The following is a 26,632-nucleotide window of genomic DNA, read 5'->3' on the forward strand; positions in this document are numbered from 1 at the left end:
TCTCCTGGTCTCGGCAATCAGGTGTAGACCTCGGTGAACGATTGCACCAACTCCCCGGTGTGATAGAAGATTCCGCTGCCCAGATGATCTTCCGTCCATGTGGTGACCGGTCGATCCGGTTGGGCCAGATAACCCAAACCGGCGAAGGTTTCATTGCGATTGCCACTCGGATCGAAGAAATAAATCGTCTCGCCCCGTGTGATGCCATGCCGGGTCGGGGCCACGTCGATTTTGGTCTTGGTTTTGGCCATCACATCGGCTGATTTGAGGATGTCGTACCACGAGTCCAGGAAGAACGCGATGTGATGCAGCCCCATCTTCGGACCTCCAACGAATGCAATGTCATGCGGTGTCGATGTCCGAAACATCCATGTCGCAGCTTGGATGCTTCCCCCCGGCCCGACCATGACCTGTTCGGCCAGATAAAAATCCAAGCATTCCTGCATGAACTTGGAGTTTTCCGCCACCTTGTTCACACCGGTTTCCGGATTGAGCTCGCACATCAGCAGACAGTGGTCCAGCCAGTGCGCACCGGCACCCTTGATGTCGTCGGGCCATGGGTCCGGATTGGTCGTGCCGACATCGGTACCGACATACTCCTTCATCGCATACAGGCGCATTTCATGCCCGCTCGGCAGGTTGAACTGCAGCATGCGCCCGGTGGACGGCATGGAGCCTTCCGGCAGCATTCGGGTCTTGATGCCATAGGCTTCGATGCGTTTTTTCAGCGCATCAAGATCGGCATCGTGCTCGACCTTGTAGGCCACGTGGTTAAGGCCGGCTTGGTCGGAAGGGGTCAGCACCAGCGAATACTTGTCCCACTCGTCCCAGCACTTGAGGTACACGTTGCCGTGCTTGTCCTGCATCGTTGTTTTCATGCCCAGCACGTTTTCGTAGTGCTTGACCGCCGCTGCCATGTCCATCACCTTCAGGCTGGCATGGCCGATTCGCATTACACCCATGGTGGATCTCCTCGTGTTTACTTCGTTGGAACTTGGCCCGTCTGGAAAACGAACCCCTTGAAAAAAGGCTTTTGCATCTTGCCGGCCACTTCGAGTTCAAGTTCGCATTGGGGAGCCACCCGGCACGCAAGGCTGTATCCAGTCAACTCTTCGTCGGCAGTCACATGGGCTCGGCTGATAGGGCCCAGCTTCTGCACCTTTCCGCGAAGCAGACGAACCTTGCAGACGCCGCAACCACCATTCAGGCAGCCCACAGGTATGCCACGGCGCCCAAGCCGCGCCATACCTGCCAACAGCGACTCCTTCGACGAACAGGAGAATCGCTCGCCAGTCTGTCGGATCGTCACTTGGAACTCGCGGTCCATGCAGTTCATGGTCAGACCTTCTTGAACAAAGGACTGCGCACCTGCTGCGCATCGGCAGCGGAGATGAACTTCTCGAAAAAAATATCGCGTTCGAACAGTCGGCCCTGCATCAAGGTCGTGATGCAAGCATCGATCATTGCGGGCGGACCGCACAGGTAGGCCTTGTGGCCGGAAAAATTGTTCGTGAAATGACTCTTGGCAGCTTCGTGAACGAAGCCTTGCACAACCGGATGATTGGCATCCGCAGCGCTTTCCGATAGCGCCGGCACGTAGCTGAAATTCGGGTACCTTTCAGCAAGCTCAAGGAATTCGGCGTCGTAGTACAACTCATCAGTCGAGCGTTGGCCGTACACCAGCGTGATCGGCTGTGTGCAACCTTCCTGCAGCAAGTCGCGGATCATCGATCGGGGGCTGGATAAACCTGAGCCACCCGCCATGAAAACCAGGGGCTGGTTGGCTGATTTGCGCACGAAAAACCGTCCATATGGACCGGCCAGTCTGATCCTGTCACCAACGGCGAGCTTCTCATGCAAATAAGCGGTTCCCTCTCCGCCAGGTACGCGCCGAATGTTGAGTTCGATCATGCCCGTGGCGGCAACATCGGCGGGGGAATTGGCAATGGAAAACGCGCGGTTTTGATGTAACCTTGGAATTTCGAGCTGAATGTATTGCCCAGCCTGAAAATGGATGGGCTGATTCAGCCGCAGATGCAAAGCCTTGATCGTGGGCGTGAGTTGCTCAATCCTTACAACCTCTGCACTGAAATCCTTCACAGGAATGATCTCGGCGTCGGGCTCATCGTCGATGTCGGCTTCGATCACCGTGTCATCCAGCAAGGTCGCGCAGCAAGCCAGAGCTTTGCCTTCCTCCCGCTCGAAGTCCATCAACGCGAACGGATTGGCGTCACCCAGGTCCACTTCGCCATCGGCGATCTGCACCTTGCAGGTTCCGCACAAGCCATGGCAGCAGGCATGGGGCAGATAAAGGCCGTTGCGCAAGGCGGCGTCGAGCATGGTCTGCCCCTCGGCCACCTCAATGGTGACACCCAGGGGTTCAATGGTGAGTTGATGGCTCATGGCGGTCATCGATGCGCCGCGACGGATTCATTCGCCCCGACTGACGATTGCTGGAGAGTCAACTGCAAGACCCATGGATCCCGGTCAGCCCGGGAGTGCGAAAGCGAATCACGTCTTTGTGCCCGAGCCCGTTGTCGGCCAAGCTCTTGGATGCGTCAGGCTTGAACGGCTGGCCCGACTTGAACCACTCCACCTTGCTCCAGTCAATCTTGGCAAAGTCTGGGTGGTAGCTGTACACACCCGGTAGGACGTTTTTAATCAAGGCGCTGAACGGCATGTCGGGTGGAAGCGGCAAACAATGCGGCGCCGAGAACAGAAGGTGATCTTCCCATCCGATGTACAACAATGGTGCGGGGAACTTGCCCGCCGAGTCCTTCGGCGGAAAGCTATACGGTTTGAGAGCGACAACAGCCATGATCGAAATCTCCTGCCATCAGTTGCTGGTAGCCTGGCCACGCCAAGCCGCAAAGTTTTTCTGGTCTTCGGAGCCCTCGAAGTCGAGGTTGTCCTTTCCGAAATTCAGCTCGTAGTAGTCCATCACGGCCATGAGCGGATCGAAACCCTCCTTGGTTGGATCCGTGCCAGGCTTGAAGCAGTTGCCTTGGTAGATCTGGTGCACTGGCAGCCAGGACTGGGAGAATTTCTCCGGCTCGTGATCGAAGATCTCCTTGCAGTGGTCACTGCAGAAGTGGTACTTGTCGCCGAGGTAGGTCGATTCGCGGTAGCAAATCTTGGTTGCATCGCCAGGCTCGGTGAACAACATCGGGATCTGACAGGTGTTGCACAACATCGGCAGTGTCTTGTTGTAGAAGCGGTTGCCCTGCTCCGCCTGCTCCCTCCAAAATTCAAAACGTGGGCGATAGTTCTTGTCGAACGATTTTGGGTACTTGGCGGCCAGCCACTCCATCTCATCCTGTTTGGGAATCCAGGTATGGAAGGGGGCAGCGGCGCCATAGTTGTAGAACGTCGCCCACGCTTGATGGCTGATGTGGTCCTTGCCCTCGCAAGCGTCTTTCCAGCCCTTGGGCTCGCGGATGCCGTAGCGGGCAAGGTCCTTGAACAAGGCTCCACCGTTCTGCTCGGCATAGATTTCCCAGGCTTCCTTCCAGCTCATGACGCGCTTGGGCAGCATGTAGTCCATCATCATCGCCACCAGCGTCAGCACGCGGTAACCGCGCCAGAACCATTTGTCGATCCAACGCTGAACGATGGGCACGTTGCCTGGGTCTTGCTCCAGCATGAACTTGATGCACTCGATGCCCAGGGTCATGTGACGTGATTCGTCGCTTTGCGCCGAGAACCCGAAGGTGACCGTGGACATATCGCCGTTGTAGGCAGCGCCCGACATGAAGGGCACAAACAACAGATTGGTCAGGACGTATTCGAACGAGAAGCTGACCGCCGTGAGAAACTCGAACGGGCCTGCCGTGTTGGCATCTTCGAAAAATGATTTGGGGACCGATAAGTACCAGACACGATCGAACCAGTGGTTCGCGTGGTGCATGCCGTTGAAGAATTTGTTGTAGGTCGAAATGGCGTGGGTTTCGGTCTGATAATGGCGCAATTCATCGACCGATTGCATCTGACAAGCGACGCGAGCACCCTCCCCCGTGAAATGCCGCCCCACATGCGCAAAGCCGCGATGGGCGTAGTACTCCAGAGGCGTGACGCCCTGAATGAACAACTTGAGGACATTGACGTAACGCGCATCCGTCACACCGAGGAAAGCGTTGTTCTGTGTGAACGCGTCGATCACCGCATAGAGTTTCTTTTCCTTTTCGCCCTGATATTTCCAGTAGGACTCCATGGTCAGGCGGAACGGGTCTTCCCACTTGTCCCAATCGTGAATCTTGATGCCCTCATATTTGTCGAACGGGAACACCTTGTCCATCGGCTGGTAGGTGGTCTGCCAGCCCAGGCCACGGGTCATGGCCGCATAACGATCCTTCAAACCAAGTTTTTTCTTGAGCGCATGGGTGTCCATCTGGGTCTCCTTGGGGTGTTCAGTGTTTCCAACTCAGCGTGAACTGATCGTCGTCCTCGTCGATGTGGCCGGACAAGGTGATGAGGTTGATGTGAATTTGCTGCAGATCGAAGCGTGCGCCGGTGCGCTCCTCGATGCTTTGGCGATTGATCGTCAGGTGTCCGGGGGCATCGATTTTCACCATGCCCGGCGACTCGACGGCAACTGCGTTCGGGTTGTCGGCCATGATGGCCTCGACCACGGGGCGTGACTCTTCGTTGACCTGAAAGGCGATGAATACGTTTGACATGGATACTCCTTGGAGACTACTGGATAGCGTGTTGACACCCTGCGTCAGAGCGAGATCCCTGACTTCCCAAGGCGCACCCTCAGTTGTTGACGCGCGTCATCGAGCGCGACCCGGCCTGTTCCGGGAAGCGCCATCTCGGCAATCGGCAGCAAGGCGCTGGCTGCCTGCTCCTCCCAATTGCGCAGCCAGTGCGTGAGCAATGCCTTGTTGTCTTCCGACTCGGCTGCCATGGTTTTCACCACGGCATCAACCCATCGGCTGGATTCGTCGTGCCACTCCGGCATGAATGCGGTGAGCATGGCCACGGCACTGCCGCCTTTCAGGGCAATGTGGTCGTCGATGAAGGTGCCGTAAATGAGCGGGTAAAGAAGCCCGTCAAGAGCCAAGTTCTGGGCCATGAACAACTCAACCGGGTCTTCCAACACCAGGGTGTCCTCGACATAGCGGCGCAGGGGTTGCCATGCGGGATCGATCAGCCACGCCTGCTTGGCTTCGTCGAGAAGGTCTGGACCGGACATGGCCAGTGCTAGACGCGTCAGGTACTGCGCCACACCCAGGTTGTCCATGGCATGAAACATGGCGGGGGCGGTGAAGGCCGCTCCGTACCCGGTAGCACAGATTTGCGAGTTGTTCATGTTCGCACCCCATGCCGCATGACGCAGAGGGACCAGAACCGACAGCGCCTGCTGCCTGACTTCGGCAGAGATGAGATCTATCAAACCGCGGGACTCGACAAATTCGAAGTTCGATTCCATCGCGTCCTGCTGGCGCGCACGGGTCATGGTCCACGAGGCGTAATAGAACTGGCGCGGATCTTTCAGCACATACCAGTTGCTCATCTGGATCGCCGTGCGTGATGCGTCGAACAGTTCGTGCTCGGGGTCCCAGGTCGGCCGATAGTGAAAATTGACCGAAGATTGGACGCCCATCGTGCCTTCCTGGTAACGCGAAGCGGTCTTATCGCCACCGATGTACTGGGCTACGTGGGCATAGGTGTGGCGAAGTGGCTTGATTTCTCTAGTCTTCAAATCGACAGTCATCAATTGCTCCTTGGGGTGTTATAGAACCGCTCGCAAGAACGTCAGACTTGGTTTGCGCTGCAGACTTTCCAATTTCGTTGGCAAAGCATCAGTGCCTGACGAAATTGCCGAAGGCGTCGAGCCGCGACGCTTTTTGCGCAAGGCAGAACTCTTCGAAGGCCGTTGGGGGCAACATCAGTTCGACGCACAACTCGGGCGTTCCGATGGCAAATTCGAACTCCACGAAACCTTGCGGGTTGATCCGGGTGACCTTGACAAACCGATCACTCGGATCGATTGCGATGGGCTGCTCGACTACTGATTGGTTGCGCATGACTCGCATCTCCTTCATGCCCACAACAAAAGCACGAACTATGCCGAAAGATGGCACCCCGGCCAATTTTCTCGAGATTTAAGGGAAAACACCGACAGGACTCACCATGCCTTGAGCCGCCACAAGGGTTTTCACGGAGCAATTTCCCCTTCATTTATTGCAATGCAACATCTTGATTCAGCATGATTTTCATAATTTCATCATGGCCAAACGGAGCGAATTGACGATTTCATGAAATCACGGGTATGTTTGACCCCCCCGGAGAAGAATTGCAAAAATCTCGATGGAAACGACATGGCCAAGCATCACCTTCCGCCTTTGCCCTCTGACGCCGACTTGCGGCGGCTGATTCATTTTTCAGCCGGAGATGGCCGCATCTGGCTAGCGGGACAGCGCATGGTGCTGATCCACGCCGCGGCGCTGGGCGCCTTGCGCAAAGAATTGATGGAAAGCGTGGGGCCGCAGCAAACCCGCCGGTATTTCACCCGCGCAGGGTTCGCCGCAGGTGAGCGCGACGCCGCCCTGGCCCGGCAGATTCGAGGCAAGTCGTCCCTCTACGACATGTTCGCCGTCGGGCCGCAACTGCACATGCTCGAAGGCGCAGTCCAGGTCACCCCCCTGCGGTTTGAATCGGATGTGCAAACCGGCCTTTTCCAAGGTGAGTTCCGCTGGGATCACTCGTGGGAGGCAGAGGTCCACAAACGGGACTTCGGCGTGCAAGAGGTTCCCGTGTGCTGGATGCTGATCGGGTACGCCTCGGGCTACACCAGCGCCTTCATGGGGCGACCCATCCTTTACAAAGAGACGTCTTGCATGGGTTGTGGTGACGGGCATTGCCACATCGTGGGCAGACCGCAGGAGGAGTGGCCAGACGCGGAAGAATTGGCCTCGTACTTCAAGCCCGAATCCCTGCTGTCGACGATTCAGGATCTGCAGACCCAGGTGGAGTCCTTGCGCCAGGAAATAGCCCCGGTCGACAACAAGTCTGCCCTGATCGGCCAGTCGGAGGCATTCAAAGCTTCTTATGAGCTGCTGCGCACCGCTGCCCCCACCCAGGTGACCGTTCTGCTCACCGGGGAAACCGGCGTCGGCAAGGAGCGCTTCGCACGCGCTCTGCATGCGCTGAGTAGCCGTGCTGACAAGCCTTTCGTCGCGATCAACTGCGCAGCCATTCCCCACGATCTGATCGAGTCCGAGTTGTTCGGCGCTGAGAAAGGCGCCTATACAGGATCGCAAGCAAACCGCGCCGGCCGTTTCGAACGCGCCGACGGCGGCACCCTGTTCCTCGATGAAATCGGCGAATTGCCTCTGCAGGCCCAAGCCAAGCTTTTGCGCGTCATCCAGGAAGGCGAAGTTGAGCGCCTGGGTTCGACCCAAAGCCGCAAGGTCGACGTGCGGCTGGTGGCGGCGACCAACCAGGATATGGAACAGGCCGTACGCGAGGGGCGCTTTCGCGCAGACTTGTACTACCGCATCAACGTCTACCCAGTCCTGATCCCACCGCTGCGCGAGCGCCGCGACGACATCGAGCCGCTGGCGCAAAGCATGCTGGAGCGTTTTGCGCAGATGCATAACAAACCACGTCCCATGCTCACCGACCATGCCTTCGATGCGATGCGCAACTATGCCTGGCCGGGTAACGTGCGCGAACTGGAGAACCTGGTTGAGCGCGCCGTCATCCTTTCCAAGCCGAATCAGGCGGTCGATGCGTGCGATCTCTTCCCCGGCATGGCACCTCCCCTCGGTTCATCCGTCAACCCCCAGGGCGAACTCGTTCACCGCCGCGCCAGCACAATGGACTGCCAATCCCTGCTCGACCAGATCCAAAATTGCGGGGAAGGGCTCAATGGGCTCGAGCGCGCCCTGCTGGAAGAGGCGGTAAGCCGCACCAAGGGCAATCTGTCGGCCGCCGCACGCTTGCTCGGTCTGACCCGGGCCCAACTCAGTTATCGCCTCAGCAGCAAACCAGGAAGGGAGGACCAGCAACCATGAATACACCCACGCGACCTCACCCTTTGCAACAGGCATTTGCGGGGCGTGAACTCCTGGCTCTAGCGGATGGCCCAAGCGCAGAAATCGCCGCCATCGACAAGCTCTGCGCATCGCCAGCGCGGACCCTGGCTGAACAAGCCTATTTGCAGTTGCGCCAGCACATCATCGAGGGGCAGTATCCCCCTGGAAGCAAGCTGCGCGTCGAGCATCTCAAAGACGTCTACGGCGTTGGCGCCGGAACCCTACGCGAAGCCTTGACACGACTGGTCAGCGATGCCTTGGTAATCGCCGAAGGCCAGCGTGGTTTTCGGGTCACGCCGATGTCCCTCGCCGACCTCGAAGACATCACCCGATTGCGCATCCACATCGAGGTTGATGCCCTACGCGAATCCGTACGCCGTGGCGACAAGGCCTGGGAGATGCGTGTGCGTGAGAGCTACGAACGCTTGTCGGCCTATGAGCAACCCATCTCCGTCGACAAACGTCCCGCCTGGGAAGTGTGCAATCGACGGTTCCATGAAGACCTGATTTCGGCCGCGGCCTCACCCTGGACCTACCTGATGTTGCGCATCCTGTCGCAGCATGGCGAGCGCTACCGCCGACTTGCGATTGGCCTGCAAGACAGTCATCGCGACGTCCACCGCGAACACCGCGAGATTTTCGAGGCAGCCATGCGCAGAGCCGACGCCCGCGCAGCACTGGCCCTGGAAGACCACGTCAGCACGACCCTGGCCATCCTGCAAAACGCGCCGGAGGGAACTCAATGCTCGCTCAACACAGCTCAGTGATCCTGATGTGGAGATTGTGGAGCACCTCGAATTACCGCCGTTTGACCTGACCTTGCCGTGATGGCGCCGCGACCGAGCCCGTTTCCGAACACGGCGATGCGTGGGAGGGGGATTTTTTCGCCATCGATTGCCTGGAATCGGTCGTTTTCGACCGCTCCAGGCCCAGAGGACTAAACCGCTCGCGCGGTAGGCGCTCCGGGAGGGGTTGCGCGGGTTCGGAGGAGTGGGGATTCCTATGTTGGAGGTAGAGGCAATCGGCCTCGGTCCTCGACAGGAGAGTCACCATGAACTCAACCGATCCCGTGGTTTCGCCGCTTCGCCAGCGCATGCTCGACGACATGCGTATGCGCAAGCTAGAGGCCAAGACGCAGACGGGTTATGTGCGCGGCGTGCGCAGGTTTGCCGCATTCCTGGGGCGATCGCCCGATACTGCCACGGCAGAGGACCTGCGCCGCTTCCAGTTGGATATGGTCGACCACGGGGCCTCGCCGACGACGATCAACTCGACGCTGAGCGGGCTCAAGTTCTTCTTCGACGTCACACTCGGCCACGGCGAGCTGATGGCCAAGGTCCAGCCGGTGCGCGCGCCCACCAAGCTGCCCGTGGTGCTCAGCCCCGAGGAGGTGTCGCGGCTGATCGCTGCGGCGCCGAACATCAAGCACCGCACGGCGCTGGCGGTAGCCTACGGCGCGGGGCTGCGCGCCAGCGAGGTCTGCGCCTTGAAGGTCGGCGACGTCGACAGCCAGCGCATGGTCTTGCGCGTCGAGCAAGGCAAGGGCCGCAAGGATCGCTACGCGCTGCTCCCGCCCGTGCTCCTGGAGCAGCTGCGCGCGTGGTGGCGAGTCGGGCATGCCCAGGGCAAGATGCTGCCCGGCGGCTGGCTGTTTCCCGGGCTCGATCCGATGGACCCGCTGAGCACGCGCCAGCTCAACCGTGCCATCCACGCGGCGGCCGAGGACGCGCAGATCGACAAGCGCGTGTCCATGCACACCCTGCGCCACAGCTTCGCCACCCACCTGCTGGAGGAGAAGGTCGATATCCGCGTGATCCAGGTTCTGCTCGGGCACAAGAAGTTGGAGACCACCACCACCTACACGCACGTGGCCACCGAGCTGCTGCGCCAGGTGATCAGCCCGCTGGAACGCTTGCCGCTGGCATAGGGGTGTCGGCGTGGGGCGTGCCGCCCTGGAAGTTGCCGACATCTTCCGCACCCACGGGCCGGCTTGGCGCCAGGCCCAGTACGACCACCTGAGCCTGGGACAGCTCAAGGTGATGTCGGCCATCGAACAGTGCCGCAGCGCGGCGCTGGGCGGGCATGTCTTGCGCTGCGAAGGCTGCGGCACCGACCTGATCTCCTACAACTCCTGCCGCAACCGGCATTGCCCCAAGTGCCAGAGCCGTGCCGCGCAGCGCTGGCTGCAGGCGCGCCAAGCCGATCTGCTCCCTGTCGATTACTACCACGTCGTCTTCACGCTCCCAGCTCCTATCGCCGAGATCGCGTACCAGAACAAGGCCACGGTGTACGCCTTGCTGTTCGACGTCGCCGCCGACGTGCTGCTGACCATCGCCGCCGACCCGAAGCATCTGGGGGCTCGCATCGGCGCCACGCTCGTGCTGCACACCTGGGGCTCGGCGCTGACGCATCATCCCCATGTGCACGGCATCGTGCCCGGCGGCGGCCTGGCGCCCGACGGCACCTGGCGCGCCTGCCGAGCCGGATTCTTCCTCCCCGTGCGCGTGCTCTCGCGCCTGTTCCGTCGGCGATTCCTCGAAGAACTCCAGCGCCTGCACGAGGGCGGGCGACTGCGCTTCTTCGGCGAGCTCACGGCGCTGGCTGAAGCCGGCGCCTTCGCGCATTGGCTCGCGCCCCTGCGCCGCACCGAGTGGGTGGTCTACGCCAAGCCCCCGTTCGCAGGTCCCGCGGCGGTGCTGGCCTACCTGTCCCGCTACACGCACCGGGTGGCGATCTCCAACAGCCGCCTTCTCAGCATGGACGCGCGCGGCGTGACCTTCCGCTGGAAGGACTACCGCGCCCGGAGTAGCGCGCGTCGCAAGGTCATGACCCTGAGCAGCGCCGAGTTCATGCGCCGCTTCCTGCTGCACGTGCTGCCCGCCGGCCTGCATCGCATCCGGCACTACGGCTTGCTGGCCAACGCCAATCGCCGCGCCAGCCTCGCCGCCGTTCGCAAACTGTTGCTGCAGCCGCCCGCTGCAGCGACGCAACCCCTCGACGCCGAACCCCACGAGGCGCCCGCTACGCGCCAGCCCACCTTCGTCTGCAGGCATTGCGGTCGACCCCTGGTCATCGTCGAGGTCCTGCTGCGCGGCACGACGATTCGCGGGCCACCCACGGTGAGTGCGTCATGAGCATCGGCGTTCCTCAACATCGCACGATCCATCGGTCGCTCACGCAAAGTGCCCGGTGCGCTGCCGCATGCACTGACCCCGACCAAGGCGCCGAATACACCTGTCGTGCAGGTCGCATCCGAGCCCGTCACGGCACCGAACCCTGCTTGCGCTCATCATCACCGCCACGCGATCCAGCGCGATCCGCGGTGCGGCCTGCCGACTCGCCGCCACATTCCCCATAGCGGCATCAGCTTCGACCGCCGCTGCCACACGCGCCGCGGTTTCCTCCCTGGAGCTTTGTCCAACGCCTACCCTCACGCCGAGGACTGCGCGAGGCCATCTGCACGCACGGGCAGGCATCGGACAAACCTAAACCATTTCGGGCGTCAGAATGGCGCTGGGCCGACCTCCATCAGCGAGCACAGGCGTCGCAGGTTGTACGCGGCGGCCTTCCAGTTCAGGTACAGCGTCGCCCACGCCAGGCCAATCGAGCGCAAGGCCTTGCCACCCATCGGGTCGAGGCTGGCGAACACATGTTCGACCCGGACACGGGTCTTGTCGATGCGCCGATTACGCCGCTCCTGGCATTCCGACAGCAGCCGTCCGGCCTGGGCCTTGCTCTGGATGTGCAACCACCATCCTTTCTCACCCAGGCGCTGTTCGCGCTCGCCATCGACGTAGCCCTTGTCGGCCCAGACATCGCGGCTTGTGTTGCCAGGGCCGATCACCTGCTCGAAGTGCAAGGTGTCGTGCTCGCTGGCCGTGCTCACGTGCATGCGGCGGATCAGCTTGTGGCGCCGGTCCACGCTGCTCGAGAGCTTGAAGCCGAAGTGGCTCTTGCCGTGCTTCTTGGTCCAGCGCCCCTGCACGTCCTTCTGGCGGCGCTTGGCTGGCGACCACTCGGCGGGCATCGCCTCCTGCTGAACAACGACCTTCTCGTCCTTGTTCAGCGTCTGCTTGGGCACCGGCACGATGCTGGCATCGATCATCTGCCCGCTTCGCGCGATGTCGCCGTGGCGATCGAGTTGCCGGCTCACCGCCTCGAAGTGACCAGGCCGCGCTTGAGGTCGTCGCGCCGCATCGAGTAAAGCAGCTTGGTCGTGAGGATGGCGCCTGTGTGTCCGCCAACGACCGTTGATCCCCCCTGGCCTTGAGATGGTTTCCACGACGACCCCGAAATGTCTGTCGTGTGCATGGGGCCGACGATTTCTAGAACTTACGTGAAGGAATGCACGTCTAGTCGTTTTATATGCGCCGCAGACCCTGCGGTCTGCGCCCCTGCTTGGCACAATCGCTGGCATGTTGCCCCTTGCTTCTTGCGCTCGAGCTTTCCAACTCGATGCGATCCCATGTCTCGCCTGAACACCCCGTCTCGAATCACGGCCTTTCTGGCGCTACCAGTGGTCATCATGTTGCTGTGGGCGATCTGGAACGAATTTTGGCAGTTTCAAATCGCCAAGCATGATGTGCAGGCCCGCGCGCAGAGTGCAGGCCTGCAATACGCCAATCGAATCGCCAGCCGGCTCGATGGGCAATTCTCCGCGCTGCAATTCCTCGGCACCGCGCTGTTGCCGCCAGACAGTGCCTCGAGTCCGCCCAGCGCCAAGACGATCGCAATTCTCCGGCTCTATCTGGCTTTGCACCCAAGCCTCTATGCCTTCAATATCCAATCGCCGGATGGAAACCGGATCGTCTGGTCTACGCGCCGGCAGAGCGCCCGCCCCATCAATCCGGGGCGCGTCTTGACTCCCCTTTCACGGAATTCGCAGTTTCTACTGGGTCAGGACCAATATGCGCAACGCGTCCAGTCGCGCGTGATCCCCATACGCTACCGGGTTGCCGATCGCCTGGGCCGAACCCGGTTTTTCGTGGGCACGCCCTATCGGGTCGACCGGTTACTGGGCCATGTCGATTCTGCGTCCTGGCGCTTCCAGGTCATCGATACCCGTGATCGCAGCGTCGTCGGCATCTGGCAGGGTGGCCAGGTTGGCTGGGCGGCAACGCTCTCCAAGCCTGCGGCAACAGCGTTTGGCCCGGACATTGCGGTGCCCGGCTACCCCTTCATGATCCAGGTTCGATGGCCCCCTGCGCTCGTCGTCCAGGCCTGGATCAAGGGAGCCTGGCCGCGCTGGCTGCTCGAGGTTCTCGCCGTCGCGCTTCTGACTCTGGCCGCCTGGTGGATGCGCCGTCTGCTGCGGCAGCAACAAGCCGACAGAAGCCGCCTGCGAACTGCGGCGTACAGCGACCCGCTGACGGGCCTGCCCAACCGCTTGGCTTTGCAGGAGCGCCTGCCCCTGGCGCTGGCGCAAGCCAAGCGCAACGGGACCCAATTGGCCGTCGGATACATGGATCTGGATGATTTCAAACCAGTCAACGACACCTGGGGGCATGCGGCGGGTGATGCGCTGTTGCAGAGTCTTGCCCAACGCCTGCGATCCTGCATGCGCGGAACCGATCTGGTGGCGCGCTTGGGTGGGGATGAGTTCGTCCTGGTCTTCGAAGGCCTGACACGACCCGACGATCTGATGGCAGCGCTTCAGCGTATCCATACTGCCGTCGAGCAACCCTTTGCACTTCCCGGCGGCCACCGCGCCCAGGTCGGTCTCAGTCTCGGGCTGACCCTATACCCCGACGACGACTCCGACGCCGATTTGCTGCTGCGGCATGCCGACGCCGCGTTGTATGTCAGCAAACTGCACAAGGCTGACCGCCCCCATTGGTGGCGGCTCTGGGGACAAGACACCCAGGACAGCGAGGAAACGCGGCTGGAGTGCAATCCATTGCACATCGATCCCTATGGCCCAACAGCCGGAGGATTGCTTGAATCGGCGCAAGAGCATTTTGCGGCGGTGGCAGGCCGTTTTGTCGAGCGTTTTTACGCCGCTGTTGCCCAGGAGCCTGAGTCGACGGAGATTCTCTCGCGCCTGAGCCCAGCCGAATTCATCCACCTCAAGGCACATCAGGCCAAACACCTGCGCAGCCTGCTGTCCGCGGATTTGACGGAAGACGACCAGCGCCAGCGGGCCGCCCAGGTCGGCCGGATCCACGCCCTTGTTGGCATGCGATCGGCGGTCGTGGTCAAGTCATTTGGACGGTATCTGCAACTGCTGAGTCAGATCGCCGGAAGTTTGCCAGCCCGCGCTGCGGACCGGCAAGATCTCGTACACATCCTGATCGGCCGGCTGCAAGTCGAACTGGAAGCCCAGGTCGAGTCCATCCAGCAGACCCACGATCCATTTCCACAGTGGATTTTCAGACTGGAGCAACGACTCCCGGAATGGGCGCACTGGGTCGATTTTGCGCGGGATATGCTCGACGAGGTCATCAAGCTGCCGGGCCTTTGTGCTGCCGTTTTTTACAAACCCGATGCGCAGGGGCACTTCGTTTACGAATTCAACTCCGGACGCTTCGGGGACTACATGCGCTCCCTCGAACGCCATGGCGTGCCATCGTTGGAGCTGAACAGGCACAGCCCCTACGGCCAATCCCCGCATCCCCGCGCCTGGCGCAGTGAGCGCATTGAAACCAACCCCAGCTATTCCAGCGATCCCCGCATGGCCCCCTGGAAAGAAGCCGCGCACGCGGTGGGCATCCGCAGTTCGGTCGCCATTCCGATCAAGGACGGACGGGACCATATGGTGGGCGTGATCGGCCTGTATGGCTTGTATCCCGGACAGTTCGAGAGCGCGGCGATGCACGCGTTCTTCGACAGCCTGGCGCAGGTGTGCCGCCGTTTTCTGCAAAGATCCCAATCCTCGCGTCTGAGGCCGCCTCTTCCTGCGCAGGAGCGGAGTCATTGGCGCGAACGGCTGTTCGGCGGCGGACTGGAGATGTTCATGCAGCCGGTGGTCAATCTGCACACGGGCAAGCCCTTCAAGGTCGAGGCGCTGGCCCGCCTGCGACTGGAGGATGGGCAGTTGATCACCCCGGGGCAGTTCTTGTCGGCATTTGGAAGCAGCGAGCTTGCCCACCTGTTCGTTCTCGGGCTGGATCAGGCGCTGTCCCAGGCTTCCCGATGGGATGTCCAGGGCCCGTCATTAGACATCTCCATCAATCTGCCGCCCGAAGTGTTGCTCGACGCCGATTGCCCGCGCTGGATCGACGACGCCTTGCAGAAGCACGGCATGGCCCCGGAACGTCTGCACCTGGAGATTCTGGAAAGCGCGGAGTTTGACGATGACAAGCGCCGCGATGCGGCTGTACAAATGCTGACCGATTTGGGCGTGCGGCTGGTCATGGACGATCTGGGCTCGGGCTACAGCAGCCTGCTGCGTTTGCGCACCCTGCCGTTTCATGCCGTCAAGATCGATCAGGGGCTGGTGCGCGAAGCGCACAAAGATCCCCGCCGGATCATCGGCTTCATCGGCGCGCTGGTGCGGCTGGGGAAAGGACTCGGACTCATGGTGGCGGTCGAAGGCCTGGAAACGCCAGACCTGATCGAGGCCGCGGCCGTGTTGGGTGCGGACGGTGGCCAGGGCTATGCGCTGGCCAAGCCGATGCCCGCTTCCGATCTGCCGGACTGGGTGCGGCATTTCCGTCTGAGCCTTGATCACTCCAACCCACAAACTCTCCTGGGCACAGTCGCGGCAGATTGGCTTCGGGAACAAACCGTGCTCCTCCCCCAATCCCGGTCGGAAGCAGGCGCGGTTGTCACCGCGCCGGTCAATTGCCAGAATGCACCGACGCCGGATTCCATCCAGTAACCTGCGCCAAATCGACTTACTGCCCCCGATGGACCACGCCAACACCTCCTCGATCAGCGCGCGCGGGCACACGCTCGCCAACACGCCCGCACTGATCAGATGCGCGACGTCAACCTGCGCCGGCAGCGCCTTGCGAGTCCTCGCCATCGTTTCCGTCAATCGAAGCCTCGATAGAGCCCGATTGCGCACGAGATACTTCTATCTGAACAGTATTGCCTTTAGCGGGCTGTTTCGGAAGCTTTCCATGCCGCCGTCCGTTCCTGGATGTAGGACTCGTAATCCTTGCTGGTGCGTAAGGCCGGCATCTCATGATGGCCGCCGCCCTGCGCATCGGGAATCGGAAGCTGAGCAACAAGTTCCGCATACACGCGCTGGAGATGCGATGGCATATTTGCGGCCGGGTTCGCCTCCTTCGCGGTGGGCGCCTGGACCCCGGCCAAGGGATCGTCGGTGCGTGGCTCGGCGAGGGTGAGCACTGCGCCCACGTCCGGAGCGGCGGCGTCACGCTGGGTCAGCGGCGGCAGTTTCCAGCGTCGTTCGACGGTCTTGAGGATCGAGGTATGGTCCAACGGCATCGTGCCTTCGGGCACACGAAAAACCGTCCCGGCCTTGATACGGGGGGAGACCAGCACGGTGGGAACGCGCACCCCGAAGCGGGTGAAATCGAATCTGTATTCACCGACCGAGTGGTCCGGCGGTACCGCGTCAGTCGGCGGCGGCACGTGGTCGTAGCACCCGCCATGCTCGTCGTAGGTGATGATCAGCAGCGTCTCGTTCCATGCCGGTCCGTTGCGCAAAGCGTCGTAGACGTCATGGATGAGTTATTCTCCGAGCGCGACGTCGTCATTGGGATGCTGGCTGTTGCCGGCAGCACCCCAACTGGGTTCCAGGAAGGTGAAGGTCAGCAGCGAACCGTCCGCCGCCGCAGCCTTGAAGTCGGAGAACAGGCCGAAGTGGCTGTTCGCAGCGCGGGTGATGTCGGAGAAGGTGTAACGCTGTTGGCGCCGATGCCGATTTGAGCCATGGCAAACGAGCTGCGCGCGGCGTCAGGCTTGAATTTCGTCGCGCCCCAACTGACTTACCGCAAACCCGGCGCCTGGCTCAAATCGGCATCGGCGCCAACAAAATGCGGGCCACACAGTCTCCACATAGCGTCGCAGTGCGCGTCCAAGTTACAGTTCCTCCGGGTCCCATCGCTCGCAACCACTGGCTGGCTTCGGCATCGCCCTCCATGGAGTCCCGCAGATTGTGTGTGTACAAATCAACCAGGCTCTCCACAATCGACGCAGCCGCGAGCACATGGAACCACGTATCTCCGCGGGCGATGCGTTCATGCGCGATGCGATCGAACGCAATCTGCTCGATTGACCAGGGATGCGGCGCGACGAAGGCGGGGTGCCGATCCGGCATATCGGCTTCTCTCCTTGCGTGGCTGGTCAGACTCATATGGGTGACTGCGGTTCATTTGCACGCATGAAAGGGACGCGCCCGAGCTGATTTTGAGGAATCGCAGCGGCCAGCGCCGGCTTGATTCCTGACCGCATTCCACTGCTCTGACGGAATCCAATCGACGCCAGCACCTTTGATTTCAGCTCCTTTGACCAGTACGCTGTCGCGATGGACTCGCTGATCTCCGCTGCGGCGCGCGCGCTCGTTGCCGGCGACGCGTTCGGTGCCCTCAAGCGCGTCGCGCTGCGCGACGACCCGCCGGCGCTCGCCCTGCGCGGCACCGCCATGGCCCAGCTTGGCGACTACCCGCGCGCCCGCGAGCTGCTGCGGCGCGCCGCGCGCGGCTTTGGCGCCCGCGAGGAAGTGGCGCACGCCCGCTGCGTGGTCGCCGAGGCCGAGGTAGCGCTGGCAATGCGCGACCTCCTCGGCTCGCCGCGTACGCTGGCGGCCGCGGCGGCCACGCTCGAGGCGCGCGCCGATCGCGCCAATGCGCTGCACGCGCGTCTGATCGTGGTGCGCCGGCTGCTGCTGCTCGGTCGCCTCGACGCCGCCGCCCACGCCCTGGCGGGCCTCGACGCGGGCAGCTTGCCGCCGTCGCTGCGGGCGGTCGCCGAGCTGGCGTCGGCCGAGGTGGCGCTGCGCTCGCTGCGGACGGTAGCGGCGCAGGCTGCGCTCGCACGCGCCCTGGAGGCGGCCGAACGCGCGGGGGTGCCCGCACTCCTCGCCGAGGTGGCCGAGGCGCGCGCCGCACTCGATCGTCCCGCCGCCCGGCGCGTCCACGCGGACCACGAACAACCGCTGCGCCTCGACGAGGTGGAAGCCCTGTTCGCCTCGGGCGTGCTGGTGGTCGACGCCTGCCGTCGCGGCCTGCGCGCCGGTGCGATCTGGCAGCCACTGGCGCGCCGGCCGGTGCTGTTCGCGTTGGCGCGCGCGCTCGCCGAGGCGTGGCCTGGCGATGTCAACCGGGATGCCCTGATCGCGCGCGCATTTCATACCCGCCGGCCAGACGAGACGCACCGCGCGCGCCTGCGGGTGGAGATCGGCCGTTTGCGCACACTGGCTGCACCGCTCGCGCATATCGAAGCCACCGCGCGCGGCTTCGCGCTCACGCCGCGCGACGCGCACACCGTGGTCGTCGTGGCGCCACCCATCGATGGTGACCAGGCGTCGCTGCTGGCGTTGTTGACCGACGGCACCACCTGGTCGACCTCGGCCCTCGCGCTGGCGCTCGGGGCCAGCCAGCGCACGGTGCAGCGCGCGCTCGCCGAACTGGAGGCGGAGGGGCAGGTGCGTTCGATTGGGCGCGCACGCACGCAGCGCTGGCTGTCGCCGCCGCTGGCCGGATTCACGACGATCTTGTTACTCCCCACTGCGCTGCCGCTCGGCTAGATTGGGATCTGGCGGCCCCGTTCCGGAGCGCCGAAAGGAGCCCAGCAATGAACACACCCCGAGCCAAGACAGTCGAAACGTACCCCCAGGCACCGGCGCGCGCCGCCGAGATCGTGCGTGAATACGGCCCCTTCGCCGGCGCCGACAACGTCGGCGGCGTCACCCATGACGGCCGCCGCGTCTGGGCCGCCATCGGATCCAGGCTGGTCGCCTTCGACCCCGAGAACGGCCAGCTCGCGCGTACGCTCGACCGCGCCGCCGACGCCGGCACCGCCTTCGACGGCACGCACCTCTACCAGATCGCCGACGCGCGCATCGACAAGATCGATCCCGCCACCGGCGACGTGGTGGCGTCGATCCCGGCGCCTGGGCACGGCAGCGATTCGGGCCTCGCCTGGGCCGAAGGCAGCCTGTGGGTGGGACAGTACCGCGATCGCAAGATCCACCAGATCGATCCCGCCACCGGCGACATTCTGCGCACCATCGAATCCAACCGCTTCGTTACCGGCGTGACCTGGGTCGACGGCGAGCTGTGGCACGGCACCTGGGACGACGACGGCAGCGATATACGCCATATCGACCCGGAGAACGGCGCCGTGCTCGAACGGCTCGAGATGCCGTCCGGCGTCGGCGTCAGCGGGTTGGAGTCCGACGGCGCAGACCTGTTTTATTGCGGCGGTGGACCGTGCGGAAAGGTCCGCGCCGTGCGGCGCCCGAAACATGACAGATCATGAACCAGGAGACAGACATGGGCACGATGACAAAACACACGATCGGAACACGTGAAGCGTGGCTCGCAGCAAGGATCGAGCTGCTCAAGGCCGAGAAGGAACACACACGGCGCAGCGACGAGCTGGCGCGGCAGCGTCAGGCGTTGCCGTGGGTTCGCGTCGACAAGGATTATCGATTCGAAACCGACGCGGGGAGCGCCTCGCTGGCGGACCTCTTCCAAGGACGCTCGCAGCTCCTCGTCTACCACTTCATGTTCGGGCCCGACTACACGGCGGGCTGCCCGACCTGTTCGACGATCGTGGACGGCTTCAATGGGTTTGCGATCCATCTTGCCCACCATGACGTGATGCTGTGCGCCGTTTCGCGGGCGCCGCTCGCCAAACTACAGACATACAGGCGGCGAATGGGCTGGACGTTTCCTTGGGCGTCCTCGTTCGACAGCGATTTCAACGCCGATTTCAGCGCCTCGTTCACCGAGCAACAGCAGCGCGAGGAGGGAATTGAATACAACTACCGATCCGAGCCGCCGATGTCGGCCATCCCTCACACCATGGGCAAGGAGGCTGGCGATGAAGCGCCCCCCGAAAAGAATGCAGCCATGACCGGGACCGACGTGGCCACCTATCTGCGCGAGCGGCCGGGCATGAGCGCATTCGTGCTCGAGGATGGCATCGTCTACCACACCTATTCCACCTATGCGCGCGGGCTGGACGGCCTCTGGGGCATGTATCAATGGCTCGACCGCGCGCCCAAGGGGCGCAACGAGACGGGCATGTGGTGGCGCCGCCACGACGAGTACGGCAAGCGCTGAGCCACGTCATGGATTTCGCAGGCGCAACCGGGGGACGGGGGATCTCGCGACGCAGGGTTTCCGGAGGGGCTTCGGAGCGGGTCTTCTTCGGCGTCTCGGCGCTACTCTTCGCCGCCAGCGCGGCGGTGACGATCGTCCAGGGCGCGTCGATGTCGGCGATGGGTGAAATGCCGATGCCCGGAGGCTGGACGATGTCGATGACGTGGATGCGGACACCCGGACAGACGTGGCCCGGCGCCGCGGCGTCGTTCCTCGGCATGTGGGTCGTGATGATGGTGGCCATGATGCTGCCATCCCTGGTGCCGATGCTGTGGCGCTATCGCCAGGCCGTCGGCAGGACAGACGGGGCGCACCTGAGCACGCCTTTGCCAGTGGCCATCTTGGCGCTGTCGATGGCGAACATCTGCCGCCCGATCAGGCCCAGCCGGTCGCTTTGTGAAGTGCATAATCGCCATGCTTTTCTGAGCAAGCGCGCATGATCGGCTCAACGCGCACGGCAAGCCGCCCTGCCCGCTGGCATCGCCCGCATCAACCCAACCCCGATGGATGCAAACCCACAGGCAACCGGACATCTCAAGGCAGACTACGCTCGTCATGATGCAAACCATCCTCAAGGTCTCGAACCTTTCCAAGACGTATGCCTCCGGCTTTCAGGCGCTCAAGAGTGTCAATCTCGACATTCGCCGCGGCGAGATCTTCGCCCTGCTGGGCCCCAACGGCGCCGGCAAGACGACCCTGATCAGCATCATCTGCGGCATCGTCAATGCCAGCACCGGGACCGTGCAGGTTGACGGGCACGATATTGCGCGCGACTACCGGGCGTCTCGCTCCCTGATCGGTCTGGTGCCGCAAGAGCTGACCACGGACGCCTTCGAATCGGTCTGGGCCACGGTTTCGTTCAGCCGCGGCCTGTTCGGCAAACCCGCCAATCCTGCCCACATCGAAAAGGTGCTCAAGGCCCTGTCCTTGTGGGACAAGCGGCAGAACAAGATCATGACCCTGTCGGGCGGCATGAAGCGGCGCGTGCTCATTGCGAAGGCGCTCGCCCATGAACCGCAGATCCTGTTCCTCGACGAGCCGACTGCCGGGGTGGACGTCGAACTCAGGCGCGATATGTGGCAGTTGGTGCGCGAGCTGCGCGACTCCGGCGTCACGGTCATCCTGACCACGCACTACATCGACGAGGCCGAAGAGATGGCCGACCGCATCGGGGTCATGAGCAAGGGCGAACTGATCCTGGTGAAAGACAAGGCCGAGCTGATGCACGAGCTGGGCAAGAAGCAGCTCTGGCTGCAGTTGCAGCAGCCGCTGCAGCAACTGCCAGCCGAACTTGCGAACTATCCGCTGGAGCTGTCGAGCGACGGCAGTGAGCTGACCTACACCTATGACACGCAGGACGGGCGCATCGGCATCGTCAATGTCCTCAAGCATCTGGGCGATGCAGGAATCCATTTCAAGGATTTGCGCACCACGCAGAGTTCGCTGGAAGACATCTTCGTGAACCTGGTCAGGGAGGGGGCATGAATCTCTACGCAGTCCGCGCGATCTACGCGTTCGAAATGGCCCGGACCTGGCGGACCTTGATGCAAAGCGTCATTTCCCCGGTGATCTCGACCTCGCTGTATTTCGTCGTGTTCGGTGCCGCCATCGGCTCGCGCATGCCAACCGTCGGCGGCGTCAGCTACGGCGCCTTCATCGTCCCGGGGCTGGTCATGTTGTCGCTGCTGACGCAGAGCATCTCGAATGCGTCCTTCGGCATTTACTTCCCGAAGTTCACGGGCACGATCTACGAGCTTCTGTCGGCCCCGGTCTCCACGATCGAGATCGTGCTGAGCTACGTCGGCGCGGCCGCGACCAAGTCCATCGTCCTCGGGCTCATCATCCTCGCAACCGCGGCGCTCTTCGTTCCGCTGCGTGTCGAGCATCCATTCTGGATGCTGGCGTTTCTCGTGCTCACCGCGACGACCTTCAGTCTCGTGGGCTTCATCATCGGCATCTGGGCGGATGGCTTCGAGAAGCTGCAAGTCGTGCCGCTGCTGATCGTCACGCCGCTGACTTTCCTGGGCGGCAGTTTCTACTCCATCGACATGCTGCCTGCGTTCTGGCGGACGGTGGCGTTGTTCAATCCGGTGGTCTACCTGATCAGCGGATTTCGCTGGAGCTTCTATGGCCTGGCCGATGTGGGCATCGGCGTCAGCCTGGGGATGACGCTGGCCTTCCTGCTCATGTCCCTGGCGATCGTGGCCTGGATCTTCAAGACCGGGTATCGACTCAAGGCGTAGCCCACTGCATGCCTGCGACTCCTCGCACAGGCCGCTCAGGCCTTGCGAGATCGCTCGAGCGACCGCTCGGCTCCATCTCGGCGCATCGACCGAGCCCAATCAGCAACGCGTGAACAGCTCGGTGCGGCTTGACGGGAGCGCTATGCCGCCGCTGTGGGTCGCCCAACCCTCCGCGCTCAAGATCAGCCTCGCATGTGCGCGCCGAAACGAACTTGAACATCATGCTGATCTTGCGTTGATCAAGCGCCGCCGGCACCGGCGGCGGGCCTACGAGCGCTGCAAAGCACGGCATCCCGCCACGCGCTAGACGTGACGGTCAATTTGGTATCGTCACGCGCAGTGCCTGGGAAATCCGCGTGCACGCGGGTTGATTATGCGTTGCGGGCAGGTTCGGTGAGCACACGTGAACTCAAGCCGAACGCGTCTAACTTCGTCTGCTGACGGTCCGGTCTGAGCCCCGGCATCCGCCCGCTTAGGGCTGAAAGGTCCGCGTCGTGGAGCGCTCCTGACCGGCCGCTCCGACCGAACACGAGTCGTTCGCCCAGGATCCTGATGGACCGGAACGGGTCAGATGTGACTGCCCAAGCTGGCAACTGGCTGACTTGGTTTGTTCGATGCCTGCCCGTGCGTACAGCCTGGCGTAGGCTTGGACAGGAACGGTGCGAGTGCGCATGGCGACATGGTCGCTCGTGCGGCTTGCCTTGTCCTTGCCGCGTTTGCTCGATCGCCTCTATCCTTCCGGGCCGCGCCGGCATCGCGGCCGCCGGCCGCTATGCTGCCGCCAACGGCCGCACGGCCAGCGAGCCAGGCATGGACACGAACCCTTCCCGACACACGAAACGCGTGGCGACATCCAGCCCCGAGTGGGTGGCCGAAGCCGACGACATCCGGCGCGGCATGCGCCTGGCTGCGGAGCTGAACAAGCTGGGCATCGACGACGCGCCGCGCATCCGGGAACTCTTCGGCGAACTGACCGGGCAGCCGGTCGACGAAACCTTCACGCTGCTGCCGCCCTTCTACACCGCCGGCGGGCGTCGCATTCGGGTCGGGCACAAGGTGTTCATCAACCAGTGCTGCACCATCTACGACCTGGGCGGCGTGCAGATCGGCGACCTGGTGATGATCGGGCCGAACGTGAGCCTGATCACCACGGGCCACGCAATGGCGCCGGCGCAGCGCCGCAAGACCATCGAGTCGCGGCCGATCGTCATCGGGCGCAACGTATGGATCGCCGCCGGCGCGACGATCCTGGGCGGAGTGACGGTCGGCGACAACGCGGTCGTGGGCGCCGGCGCCGTGGTCACGCACGACGTGCCGCCCAACACCTTCGTGGCTGGCGCGCCCGCGCGGGTCGTGCGGCAGCTCGATGCGGACGACGACCGCGAAGCGGACTGCGGAACCTGCGCGCCCGGGGCGCGCTGAACGCGACCGTGAAAGCCTGAAGGAATGGCAGCAGCTCGGCCATCGTGGACGGCGTTTCAGGCCGATTCAGGCCGATTCAGGCCGATCGTGGACGCTGTTTCAGCGTGATCGTGGACGCCGGGAGGCGTGCAAGCCACGGCAGACGAACTGCGTGCGGCGTCAAGCTTGAATGTCGTCGCGCTCCAACCGGCTCACCGCAAATCCGGCGCCTGGCTCAAATCGGCATCGGCGCCAACAGCATAGAAATCTTCCAGCGTCGTATCCGGGTTCACAACATCCTTGGCGTAGGCAGCTTCGACGGCGCTGCGCAGATCCACGTCGTAGTCGGAATAGATGCTGTCCAGCACCTGGGCATTATCGGGATCGTCTACCGATAACGACTCAAGGCGCTGGCCGTTCAGTCATCAAGCGCCAAGGAGTGCAAAATGAGCACTCAAGGTCGGTAACGTCCAGGGTGATGAGGCTGATGCCGGGACTCAAGGCGGATCTCCATCGGGCAGACGCCGGCCATTTGCTGCACGGCCCAGCAGCAGCGCACGCTCGCGGGCGTTGCCAGCCGATACAGCCGCGCGCTCGAACTCGATCCGGGCCTCATCGCCGCGACCCAGCCGATGCAGCAGATCGCCGCGCACGGCAGGCAGCAGGTGATAGTGCGCCAGGCTGGGTTCGGCCAGCAGGCCATCGACCATTTCCAACCCCGCCGCAGGGCCGAAGGCCATGGCCACCGCGACGGCGCGGTTGAGCGCGACCACGGGAGATGGCGCGGTCTGCATCAGCGCGTCGTAGAGCGCGGCGATGCGCGGCCAGTCGGTGGCGTCGGTGCTGGGCGCGCGGGCATGGCAGGCGGCGATGGCCGCTTGCAGCGCGTATGGCCCAAGTGGGCCGCCAAGCGCCTCGGCGCGGGCCAGCGCAGCGAGGCCACGGCGGATCAGCAGGTGATCCCAGCGGCTGCGATTCTGCGCGGCCAACAGAATCGGTTCACCCTGCGCGTCCACCCGCGCGGCGAGGCGCGAGGACTGGATTTCCATCAAGGCCAGCAGGCCCAGCACCTCCGCTTGTTGCGGCATCAACCCGGCCAGTACACGGCCCAGGCGTAGCGCCTCCTCACACAGCGCCTGGCGCATCCACTCCGCCCCGGCGCTGGCGGCATAGCCCTCGTTGAACATCAGGTAGAGCACTTCGAGCACCGAAGCCAGGCGCGGCTTCAGCTCCGCGCCGCGCGGCACCTCGAAGGGCTCCCGCGCCGCCGCCAGGGTGCGCTTGGCGCGTACGATGCGCTGCGCGATGGTGGCCTCGGGTATGAGGTAGGCGCGGGCGATTTCGGCGGTGGACAATCCGCCTATGACGCGCAACGCGAGCGCGCTGCGCGCCTCGGCAGGCAGCAGCGGATGGCAGGCGGTGAAGATCAGCGCCAGCATCTCGTCGCCGATGGCGTCGTCAAGCCGCGCATCGACCATCTCGCCGAATTCGCGTGCGGCGATCTGCTGCTGCAGATCGGCCTCGTGACCAAGTGCCTCGTGGCGCGACTCGGCCAGCTTCTGGTGGCGCAGATGGTCCAGCGCGCGGCGTTTGGCCGCGGTCATCAGCCAGGCGCCGGGGCGCTCGGGGATGCCAAGCTCGGGCCAGTGTTCCAGCGCCGCCACCAGCGCATCCTGCGCGCAGTCCTCGGCCAGGCCAAGGTCGCGGGTGATGCGCGCCACATGCGCCACCACCTTGGCCGATTCGATGCGCCAGATCGCGGCGATGGCGCGGGCGGTGTCGTCGAGGGTGTCAGTTTTGCGCATGGTCTTGCTGCAGGACCGCGATGTCGAGCCGGGTCATGTCACGCTTCACCACTGCGCGCTGGGTTTGAACCGGTCGCGGAACATGCGTCTGCCATCGAGGCGAGGTCTTGGGGTCCATGCCGGCCAGGCGCAGGGCGGCCATCGCACTGGCATGGATACATTGGCCACGCACGCGGGCGGGATATGTGGGACAGCGTTCGCGACCGCATAGTCATTTTCACCCATCGCTCGTTGCTTGGTGGGGATTCTGCGACTCCGCCGATTTCCACGCACCGAGCGCGCGCACACCGGCGAACCAGCGTTGAATGTTGGTGAACCCCTCGACTGGGAGTCTGGCGCGCGCGCTGTCGGCCAGTGGCGCGGCGATGGCGAAGTCGGCCAGGGTGAGCGCATCGCCGCTGATCCAGGTGCGCTGCGCGAGGTGGGCGTCGAGCACGCCGCCGAATTCGCGCACCAACTCCTCGCCGCGCGCCACGATGGCGGGGTCCGGCGCGCCCAGGCCGAGCAGGCCCTTGATGTGATTTTCCCAGTTGAGGGCGCCAATCGCCGGCATCAGGTGGGCGGCGCACCAGAATAGCCAGCGGTTCACGTCGGCGCGCTCGCGCAGCCCCTTGGGGTAGAGCGTCTGCCCCGGTGTCCTGTCGGCGAGGTATTGCATGATGGCGTGCGACTCCCACAGCACGAAGCCGTCGTCGTCGAGTACCGGCACGCGGTGATTGGGGTTGAGCTGCAGAAAGCCGGGTGTGCGCTGTTCGCCATGCGCCAGGTCCACCAGCACCAGTTCGACCGGGGCTTGCAGATGCACGGCGGCGAGCACGGCGCGGCGTGCGTTGGACGACAGCGGGTGGTGGTAGAGGCGCATGGTATTGGCTCCGTTGGCGAGGTGAAGGATCAATCCATCG

General features: G+C 63.2%; 28 protein-coding genes and 1 pseudogene. 13 read left to right on the plus strand and 16 right to left on the minus strand.

Annotated elements, in window-relative coordinates:
* Positions 1-17: 17 nt before the first annotated feature.
* The 8 genes from THIARS_RS16090 to THIARS_RS16125 form a co-directional block, all read right to left on the minus strand.
* Positions 18-962, minus strand: a complete 945-nt coding sequence (locus THIARS_RS16090) for a catechol 2,3-dioxygenase (RefSeq protein ID WP_094161778.1) — start codon at positions 960-962, stop codon at positions 18-20.
* A 17-nt stretch (positions 963-979) separates the two neighbouring features.
* Positions 980-1,336 (minus strand): 2Fe-2S iron-sulfur cluster-binding protein, encoded by a 357-nt coding sequence (locus THIARS_RS16095; protein WP_094161779.1) that lies wholly within the window; start codon positions 1,334-1,336, stop codon positions 980-982.
* Positions 1,337-1,338: 2 nt separating this feature from the next.
* Entirely contained in the window at positions 1,339-2,403 is a 1,065-nt protein-coding gene (locus THIARS_RS16100; RefSeq protein ID WP_094162191.1) for an NADH:ubiquinone reductase (Na(+)-transporting) subunit F, read from the minus strand.
* Positions 2,404-2,461: 58 nt separating this feature from the next.
* On the minus strand, positions 2,462-2,818 hold the full coding sequence (locus THIARS_RS16105) for a phenol hydroxylase subunit P4 (protein ID WP_094161780.1): 357 nt from the start codon (positions 2,816-2,818) through the stop codon (positions 2,462-2,464).
* Between the two features lie 18 nt (positions 2,819-2,836).
* The gene (locus THIARS_RS16110) at positions 2,837-4,387 is read right to left on the minus strand and encodes an aromatic/alkene/methane monooxygenase hydroxylase/oxygenase subunit alpha (RefSeq protein ID WP_094161781.1); all 1,551 of its coding nucleotides are present in this window, start codon (positions 4,385-4,387) and stop codon (positions 2,837-2,839) included.
* Between the two features lie 19 nt (positions 4,388-4,406).
* Positions 4,407-4,676, minus strand: a complete 270-nt coding sequence (locus tag THIARS_RS16115; protein WP_094161782.1) for an MmoB/DmpM family protein — start codon at positions 4,674-4,676, stop codon at positions 4,407-4,409.
* A gap of 44 nt (positions 4,677-4,720) precedes the next feature.
* Positions 4,721-5,716 carry an aromatic/alkene monooxygenase hydroxylase subunit beta gene (locus tag THIARS_RS16120; protein WP_094161783.1) on the minus strand — a complete coding sequence of 332 codons (996 nt, stop codon included), beginning with the start codon at positions 5,714-5,716 and terminating at the stop codon, positions 4,721-4,723.
* A gap of 88 nt (positions 5,717-5,804) precedes the next feature.
* Complete coding sequence (locus THIARS_RS16125; protein WP_094162192.1) at positions 5,805-6,029, minus strand: phenol hydroxylase subunit; 225 nt, start codon at positions 6,027-6,029, stop codon at positions 5,805-5,807.
* A 294-nt stretch (positions 6,030-6,323) separates the two neighbouring features.
* On the opposite strand from THIARS_RS16125, the gene THIARS_RS16130 reads away from it, so the two are divergent.
* The 4 genes from THIARS_RS16130 to THIARS_RS16145 all read left to right on the plus strand — a co-directional run bounded on the left by THIARS_RS16130 (position 6,324) and on the right by THIARS_RS16145 (position 11,176).
* On the plus strand, positions 6,324-8,021 hold the full coding sequence (locus THIARS_RS16130; protein ID WP_094161784.1) for a sigma-54-dependent Fis family transcriptional regulator: 1,698 nt from the start codon (positions 6,324-6,326) through the stop codon (positions 8,019-8,021).
* Positions 8,018-8,809 (plus strand): GntR family transcriptional regulator, encoded by a 792-nt coding sequence (locus tag THIARS_RS16135; protein ID WP_094161785.1) that lies wholly within the window; start codon positions 8,018-8,020, stop codon positions 8,807-8,809. Before THIARS_RS16130 ends, THIARS_RS16135 begins: the two co-directional genes overlap by 4 nt.
* Before the next feature lie 284 nt (positions 8,810-9,093).
* The gene (locus THIARS_RS16140; RefSeq protein WP_094161786.1) at positions 9,094-9,969 is read left to right on the plus strand and encodes a tyrosine-type recombinase/integrase; all 876 of its coding nucleotides are present in this window, start codon (positions 9,094-9,096) and stop codon (positions 9,967-9,969) included.
* Between the two features lie 10 nt (positions 9,970-9,979).
* On the plus strand, positions 9,980-11,176 hold the full coding sequence (locus THIARS_RS16145) for an IS91 family transposase (protein WP_094161787.1): 1,197 nt from the start codon (positions 9,980-9,982) through the stop codon (positions 11,174-11,176).
* A 368-nt stretch (positions 11,177-11,544) separates the two neighbouring features.
* On the opposite strand, the gene THIARS_RS16150 is transcribed toward THIARS_RS16145, so the two are convergent.
* Complete coding sequence (locus THIARS_RS16150) at positions 11,545-12,195, minus strand: IS5 family transposase (protein ID WP_245845951.1); 651 nt, start codon at positions 12,193-12,195, stop codon at positions 11,545-11,547.
* Positions 12,196-13,338: 1,143 nt separating this feature from the next.
* Here THIARS_RS16150 and THIARS_RS16155 point away from each other — a divergent pair.
* Complete coding sequence (locus tag THIARS_RS16155) at positions 13,339-15,861, plus strand: EAL domain-containing protein (protein ID WP_425444266.1); 2,523 nt, start codon at positions 13,339-13,341, stop codon at positions 15,859-15,861.
* On the opposite strand, the pseudogene THIARS_RS19310 reads toward THIARS_RS16155, so the two are convergent.
* Positions 15,856-16,008: pseudogene (locus tag THIARS_RS19310) on the minus strand (IS4 family transposase); the annotation flags it as partial. The gene THIARS_RS16155 and the pseudogene THIARS_RS19310 overlap by 6 nt on opposite strands.
* A gap of 71 nt (positions 16,009-16,079) precedes the next feature.
* A complete protein-coding gene (locus THIARS_RS16160) occupies positions 16,080-16,658 on the minus strand; it encodes an alkaline phosphatase family protein (protein ID WP_245845952.1) in 579 nt (192 codons plus the stop codon).
* 15 nt (positions 16,659-16,673) lie between these two features.
* Between THIARS_RS16160 and THIARS_RS19030 the strand changes: the two genes are divergently transcribed.
* A complete protein-coding gene (locus THIARS_RS19030; RefSeq protein ID WP_245845953.1) occupies positions 16,674-16,880 on the plus strand; it encodes a hypothetical protein in 207 nt (68 codons plus the stop codon).
* Between the two features lie 82 nt (positions 16,881-16,962).
* On the opposite strand, the gene THIARS_RS16165 is transcribed toward THIARS_RS19030, so the two are convergent.
* Positions 16,963-17,307 (minus strand): hypothetical protein, encoded by a 345-nt coding sequence (locus tag THIARS_RS16165; protein WP_094161789.1) that lies wholly within the window; start codon positions 17,305-17,307, stop codon positions 16,963-16,965.
* A 171-nt stretch (positions 17,308-17,478) separates the two neighbouring features.
* Here THIARS_RS16165 and THIARS_RS16170 point away from each other — a divergent pair, with 171 nt between their 5' ends.
* The 7 genes from THIARS_RS16170 to THIARS_RS16200 all read left to right on the plus strand — a co-directional run bounded on the left by THIARS_RS16170 (position 17,479) and on the right by THIARS_RS16200 (position 23,946).
* Positions 17,479-18,699, plus strand: a complete 1,221-nt coding sequence (locus THIARS_RS16170; protein ID WP_094161790.1) for a helix-turn-helix domain-containing protein — start codon at positions 17,479-17,481, stop codon at positions 18,697-18,699.
* Between the two features lie 47 nt (positions 18,700-18,746).
* Positions 18,747-19,433 carry an NHL repeat-containing protein gene (locus THIARS_RS16175; protein ID WP_094161791.1) on the plus strand — a complete coding sequence of 229 codons (687 nt, stop codon included), beginning with the start codon at positions 18,747-18,749 and terminating at the stop codon, positions 19,431-19,433.
* Positions 19,434-19,456: 23 nt separating this feature from the next.
* A complete protein-coding gene (locus THIARS_RS16180; RefSeq protein ID WP_094162193.1) occupies positions 19,457-20,242 on the plus strand; it encodes a DUF899 domain-containing protein in 786 nt (261 codons plus the stop codon).
* Positions 20,243-20,250: 8 nt separating this feature from the next.
* A complete protein-coding gene (locus tag THIARS_RS16185) occupies positions 20,251-20,721 on the plus strand; it encodes a copper chaperone (protein WP_094161792.1) in 471 nt (156 codons plus the stop codon).
* A 118-nt stretch (positions 20,722-20,839) separates the two neighbouring features.
* A complete protein-coding gene (locus THIARS_RS16190; protein ID WP_094162194.1) occupies positions 20,840-21,766 on the plus strand; it encodes an ABC transporter ATP-binding protein in 927 nt (308 codons plus the stop codon).
* A complete protein-coding gene (locus THIARS_RS16195; RefSeq protein ID WP_094161793.1) occupies positions 21,763-22,524 on the plus strand; it encodes an ABC transporter permease in 762 nt (253 codons plus the stop codon). The genes THIARS_RS16190 and THIARS_RS16195 overlap by 4 nt, the downstream gene beginning before the upstream one ends.
* Positions 22,525-23,334: 810 nt before the next feature.
* Complete coding sequence (locus THIARS_RS16200; RefSeq protein WP_094162195.1) at positions 23,335-23,946, plus strand: sugar O-acetyltransferase; 612 nt, start codon at positions 23,335-23,337, stop codon at positions 23,944-23,946.
* A gap of 191 nt (positions 23,947-24,137) precedes the next feature.
* Here THIARS_RS16200 and THIARS_RS18700 read toward each other — a convergent pair whose 3' ends face one another.
* The 4 genes from THIARS_RS18700 to THIARS_RS16210 all read right to left on the minus strand — a co-directional run bounded on the left by THIARS_RS18700 (position 24,138) and on the right by THIARS_RS16210 (position 26,592).
* The gene (locus THIARS_RS18700; RefSeq protein ID WP_186436719.1) at positions 24,138-24,293 is read right to left on the minus strand and encodes a hypothetical protein; all 156 of its coding nucleotides are present in this window, start codon (positions 24,291-24,293) and stop codon (positions 24,138-24,140) included.
* A 129-nt stretch (positions 24,294-24,422) separates the two neighbouring features.
* The gene (locus THIARS_RS16205) at positions 24,423-25,730 is read right to left on the minus strand and encodes an RNA polymerase sigma factor (protein WP_094161794.1); all 1,308 of its coding nucleotides are present in this window, start codon (positions 25,728-25,730) and stop codon (positions 24,423-24,425) included.
* A complete protein-coding gene (locus THIARS_RS18705; protein ID WP_186436720.1) occupies positions 25,717-25,902 on the minus strand; it encodes a hypothetical protein in 186 nt (61 codons plus the stop codon). Before THIARS_RS18705 ends, THIARS_RS16205 begins: the two co-directional genes overlap by 14 nt.
* 45 nt (positions 25,903-25,947) lie before the next feature.
* Positions 25,948-26,592, minus strand: a complete 645-nt coding sequence (locus THIARS_RS16210) for a glutathione S-transferase family protein (protein ID WP_094162196.1) — start codon at positions 26,590-26,592, stop codon at positions 25,948-25,950.
* Positions 26,593-26,632 lie beyond the last annotated feature (40 nt).

The sequence above is a fragment of the Thiomonas delicata genome (genome assembly GCF_900088825.1).
Lineage (GTDB): Bacteria > Pseudomonadota > Gammaproteobacteria > Burkholderiales > Burkholderiaceae_C > Thiomonas_A > Thiomonas_A delicata.

Bases quoted from the DNA above. Each gene is read 5' to 3' on its own strand.
- THIARS_RS16090 (WP_094161778.1), bottom strand. From the start codon at position 962: ATGGGTGTAATGCGAATCGGCCATGCCAGCCTGAAGGTGATGGACATG.
- THIARS_RS16095 (WP_094161779.1), bottom strand. From the start codon at position 1,336: ATGAACTGCATGGACCGCGAGTTCCAAGTGACGATCCGACAGACTGGC.
- THIARS_RS16100 (WP_094162191.1), bottom strand. From the start codon at position 2,403: ATGAGCCATCAACTCACCATTGAACCCCTGGGTGTCACCATTGAGGTG.
- THIARS_RS16105 (WP_094161780.1), bottom strand. From the start codon at position 2,818: ATGGCTGTTGTCGCTCTCAAACCGTATAGCTTTCCGCCGAAGGACTCG.
- THIARS_RS16110 (WP_094161781.1), bottom strand. From the start codon at position 4,387: ATGGACACCCATGCGCTCAAGAAAAAACTTGGTTTGAAGGATCGTTAT.
- THIARS_RS16115 (WP_094161782.1), bottom strand. From the start codon at position 4,676: ATGTCAAACGTATTCATCGCCTTTCAGGTCAACGAAGAGTCACGCCCC.
- THIARS_RS16120 (WP_094161783.1), bottom strand. From the start codon at position 5,716: ATGACTGTCGATTTGAAGACTAGAGAAATCAAGCCACTTCGCCACACC.
- THIARS_RS16125 (WP_094162192.1), bottom strand. From the start codon at position 6,029: ATGCGCAACCAATCAGTAGTCGAGCAGCCCATCGCAATCGATCCGAGT.
- THIARS_RS16130 (WP_094161784.1), top strand. From the start codon at position 6,324: ATGGCCAAGCATCACCTTCCGCCTTTGCCCTCTGACGCCGACTTGCGG.
- THIARS_RS16135 (WP_094161785.1), top strand. From the start codon at position 8,018: ATGAATACACCCACGCGACCTCACCCTTTGCAACAGGCATTTGCGGGG.
- THIARS_RS16140 (WP_094161786.1), top strand. From the start codon at position 9,094: ATGAACTCAACCGATCCCGTGGTTTCGCCGCTTCGCCAGCGCATGCTC.
- THIARS_RS16155 (WP_425444266.1), top strand. From the start codon at position 13,339: ATGCGCCGTCTGCTGCGGCAGCAACAAGCCGACAGAAGCCGCCTGCGA.
- THIARS_RS19030 (WP_245845953.1), top strand. From the start codon at position 16,674: ATGGATGAGTTATTCTCCGAGCGCGACGTCGTCATTGGGATGCTGGCT.
- THIARS_RS16165 (WP_094161789.1), bottom strand. From the start codon at position 17,307: ATGAGTCTGACCAGCCACGCAAGGAGAGAAGCCGATATGCCGGATCGG.
- THIARS_RS16170 (WP_094161790.1), top strand. From the start codon at position 17,479: ATGGACTCGCTGATCTCCGCTGCGGCGCGCGCGCTCGTTGCCGGCGAC.
- THIARS_RS16175 (WP_094161791.1), top strand. From the start codon at position 18,747: ATGAACACACCCCGAGCCAAGACAGTCGAAACGTACCCCCAGGCACCG.
- THIARS_RS16180 (WP_094162193.1), top strand. From the start codon at position 19,457: ATGACAAAACACACGATCGGAACACGTGAAGCGTGGCTCGCAGCAAGG.
- THIARS_RS16185 (WP_094161792.1), top strand. From the start codon at position 20,251: ATGGATTTCGCAGGCGCAACCGGGGGACGGGGGATCTCGCGACGCAGG.
- THIARS_RS16190 (WP_094162194.1), top strand. From the start codon at position 20,840: ATGCAAACCATCCTCAAGGTCTCGAACCTTTCCAAGACGTATGCCTCC.
- THIARS_RS16195 (WP_094161793.1), top strand. From the start codon at position 21,763: ATGAATCTCTACGCAGTCCGCGCGATCTACGCGTTCGAAATGGCCCGG.
- THIARS_RS16200 (WP_094162195.1), top strand. From the start codon at position 23,335: ATGGACACGAACCCTTCCCGACACACGAAACGCGTGGCGACATCCAGC.
- THIARS_RS16205 (WP_094161794.1), bottom strand. From the start codon at position 25,730: ATGCGCAAAACTGACACCCTCGACGACACCGCCCGCGCCATCGCCGCG.
- THIARS_RS16210 (WP_094162196.1), bottom strand. From the start codon at position 26,592: ATGCGCCTCTACCACCACCCGCTGTCGTCCAACGCACGCCGCGCCGTG.